3 protein-coding genes are annotated in these 3,588 nt (G+C 26.3%); 2 read left to right on the top strand and 1 reads right to left on the bottom strand.

Translation table 4 applies throughout. The features are described 5' to 3' along the window. The first annotated feature begins 133 nt into the window (after positions 1-133). The gene (locus T386_RS0104095; RefSeq protein ID WP_029513850.1) at positions 134-1,564 is read left to right on the top strand and encodes a hypothetical protein; all 1,431 of its coding nucleotides are present in this window, start codon (positions 134-136) and stop codon (positions 1,562-1,564) included. Positions 1,565-1,769: 205 nt separating this feature from the next. Then, complete coding sequence (locus T386_RS0104090; protein WP_029513849.1) at positions 1,770-3,146, top strand: HAD family acid phosphatase; 1,377 nt, start codon at positions 1,770-1,772, stop codon at positions 3,144-3,146. Between the two features lie 38 nt (positions 3,147-3,184). On the opposite strand, the gene T386_RS0104085 is transcribed toward T386_RS0104090, so the two are convergent. Beyond that, a partial coding sequence (locus T386_RS0104085; protein WP_029513848.1) for an amino acid--tRNA ligase-related protein occupies positions 3,185-3,588 on the bottom strand: 404 nt, incomplete at its 5' end.

The following is a 3,588-nucleotide window of genomic DNA, read 5'->3' as shown; positions in this document are numbered from 1 at the left end:
TTGATAAGTTTTTTGTAAAGAAGAAAAGAAATAAGTAAGCTTTAGCTTACTTATTATTGACTGTTTTTAGGCACCCCTTTATTTAACACAGCACCAAAAAATTAATCCTATAATATATGAAGATTTATTTAGGATGATAAACTGATGCTTAAATAACGCAATTAAAAATGCTTGCATTGATGAAAAATGTCATTATTTGAAAGTTTTTAAATTTGATTATTGAAAAAAACATGCTGACATAATGTGTGAAAATTTACTAGATGTTCATCCTACAGAGTTAGGTTATAAGGAAATATCGCGCATTCTTTTTACTTTTTTAGTTGATAAAAAAATCTTGCCTTCCAATGATTATCCGACGAAATATTTGAAAAAAATGCAAAAATTATCATTAAAAAAATTAAACAAAAAGATAACAGAATTAGAGAAAAACCAAAACAAAATTTTTGAAATGCCAAAAAATTCTAATAATATAGTTAATATTTTAAATGCTTGATTATGCAGTAAAAATAATGTTCAAAATCCTTATTTTGCTTTGTTTAAGAGAGAAACAGAAGAATTTATAAAAAATTATAGTACATTAAAAAATACTATTCTTCATCATGAAGATTATGCTTCTTTATCCACAATATTGTTAGAAAAATGCCTTTTTATTTTAAAATTATTTTCTAATGATTCTTCTTTATATCTCTTTATCAAAAATAAAATTTTTACTGATGATAATATTATCAATTTCTTTAAATTCTTATTCACTAATAAAACATTTTTAAAAATCTTAACTAAATGTGAAAAAATTTATTTTTCTAATAAAAAACAAAAATTAGCCGTTTATTTAAATTCAATTTTTGCGAAAAACCAGGAAAATATTTTTCTTTTATTTAAAAAATGATTATCAACAATTTCAGCTGCTTCTAAACAAAATTTCAACATAATTATTGATTTACTCAATGATGACTTTAAAAACCACTACTCATTGGTATTGCAAAATAGCAATTTATCAAAATTGCTAAATTCTATGAGTTATTCAAAAGAAATAGTTGCTTCATTTGAAACAATTACTAATTTATTTAAGAATTCATTAGATCCTGAAAGTATTTCTAAATTCAAAAATTTTGATGAATTTTACAAGGATTTTCTTTTAAAAAATAATGAAGAAATAAAAGAGTTCGTTAAAGTTTCAATAAATTTTATTGCTCTTTTAGCCAAAGAAAATAAAGAAGATTTTTCAAATATTATTACTGGGTTTTTAAAAATCAATCAAGAAAAACTTTCCTATAAAGAATGAAAATATTTAGACAAAATAATAGATAAAATCTATTTATTATTAAACAATCAAAAGACTGTAAATCACATTATAAATACATTTTATAGAAGTTTAATCAACCTTAATATTAACAACATAATAGATTTTAAAAAATTAACTAAATTAAGAGCATTAAAAATCATTACTAAAAAATTTTCAAAAAGTATAATGTTCAATATTTTTAATATATCAAATTTTAAAATTTTTAACATTGCATTTAAAATGTATTGATTAAAAGTCCGCCATAAAATTAGAATTTTTTAGAGAATGATTCATATATTTTATAGGCACATAATCATTATAAGAATCAAAAATCTCATGATTGATTTCATGTGGTTTTTTTATATTCAAAATTTATGAATTTCAATTCATAGGGCAAACTATAAAACTCGTCTATTTAGTATAATTAAATTATGACTTTACTTTTTTAAAGCGAAGTTCACTTTAATTAACTAAAAGGAGTATTAATATGAAGAAAAATAAAGGGTTATTTGGTTTACTAGGATCATCAGTAACAATATTGCCAACAACTTTGATTGCTGCTAGTTGCAACCAAAGCACTAATCAAAAAGCTAGTATAGAAACAGTTAAAGCTCAATTAAAAGAAATTTGACCTCAACTAAGTGATAGCGAAAAGAAATCAGCAATTAAAGATATAGCAAAGCATCTAAAAAGTGATGTTAAATTGACTGAAGACCAAATACACTATATGATTGGTCAACTTAACAAAGATGTAGGTTCGTTTGGTGCTATTGTCTGATACATTAAATCAGTTGAATCTATGATCGGTAAGGAAGTCGCTTATGACAGTGCAAAAGTAGCATTTGATAAATTAAAATTAGCTAATGATTCCCAATTTGATTTTAGTAATAAATTTGATGAAAAAACTACTGATATTGCTAAGCCAGCTGACAACAAAAGTATTCCGGTTGTCTTCATGGATATTGACGAAACAGTATTGCAAAATGACTGAACAGAAGCGAGCGCGATGCTAACTGGTGGCTACACTGGTGAGAAAAAAGAAGAAAAAGATCTTGAGGGTAATAGATTCGCTATCCCAGGTGCTGTTGAATTTATTAATTATGTACATGATAATGGTGGTTTAGTATTCTATAACTCAGATATGAACCAATCAACAGCTGTGCGTGATGCTGTTAAGAAAAATCTTAAAGCTGTTGGTGTTAAATTTGTTCAAGACTTTCAATTCTGGATGCGTGGTTCTATGCCTTACTTAACAGAAAATGAAGACGCTATAACTGATGAAAAAACTAAGGATATGACTAAGAGCGATGCTGAACAATTAGCTGAATCTATGAAATTTACAAATAAATTTAGAGACAAAGCATGGATTACATGAACTAATTCTAAAGTAGCATACAAATTAGGTAAAAAAGTTTATAAATCAGATAGAATGGATGGAATGGATAATAACACAGACGGTTGACAATTATTCAACTCAAAAGTTCCATTAAAAACAATGATGAAAGTTGGCGACAATTTCAATGACTTTTTCGATAGACTTTCAAAAGGCAAAACTAACGACGAGAGAGTTCAGTTGTATAGAGATCAAAATTTAGGAATTAGTAAATTCTTTATGGCTGAAGGCGCAAATGCTAAACACGTAGAAAAAGTAACCAAAGATAAGAAAACTACATATACACTTAAAGAAGTCGCTAACCCTTGAAAACAAATTTATGTTTTAATTCCAGGCAATTCTGAATATGGTGGCTGAAATGAAAAACTTGGTTATGGCAATGTTTATGATTTTTATCAAGAAATTCTAAAGATTGTAAATAACAAAAAATACAAAACTGGCCCAAGCGCTGAAAATCCAACAATTAATTAGCATAATAAAAAGGTTCTTTTACAAGAGCCTTTTTTAATTTATTTTCTTTTAAGCATTAAATCTAATTCATCAAGTTGGTTAGTTGTTACATCACTAGGAGCATCCATAAGCATGTCTTGGTTTTTAGCATTTTTAGGAAAAGGAATAACATCTCTAATTGATTTTTGATTAGTAAGGATCATAATTAATCTATCCAAGCCAAACGCCATACCACAATGTGGTGGAACACCAAAATCAAATGCTTTTAAAAATCAGCCAAATTTTGATTCTTGTTCTTCCTTTGTTAAGCCAATAAAATTGAACATTTTTTCTTGCATTTGCTTATCAAATATTCTAGCACTGCCCCCAGCAATTTCATAACCATTAAGCACTAAATCATAAGCAACAGCTTTAATTTTTTCAATAGGTAAATTGTCTAATTCTTCTGTTTTATGGGCAAATC

Origin of the sequence: Mycoplasmopsis primatum ATCC 25948 (assembly GCF_000702785.1) — a bacterium.
Classification (GTDB): domain Bacteria; phylum Bacillota_I; class Bacilli_A; order Mycoplasmatales; family Metamycoplasmataceae; genus Mycoplasmopsis; species Mycoplasmopsis primatum.
The sequence above is the reverse complement of the archived record's forward strand: the minus strand, read 5'-3'. Positions and strand labels throughout refer to the sequence as shown.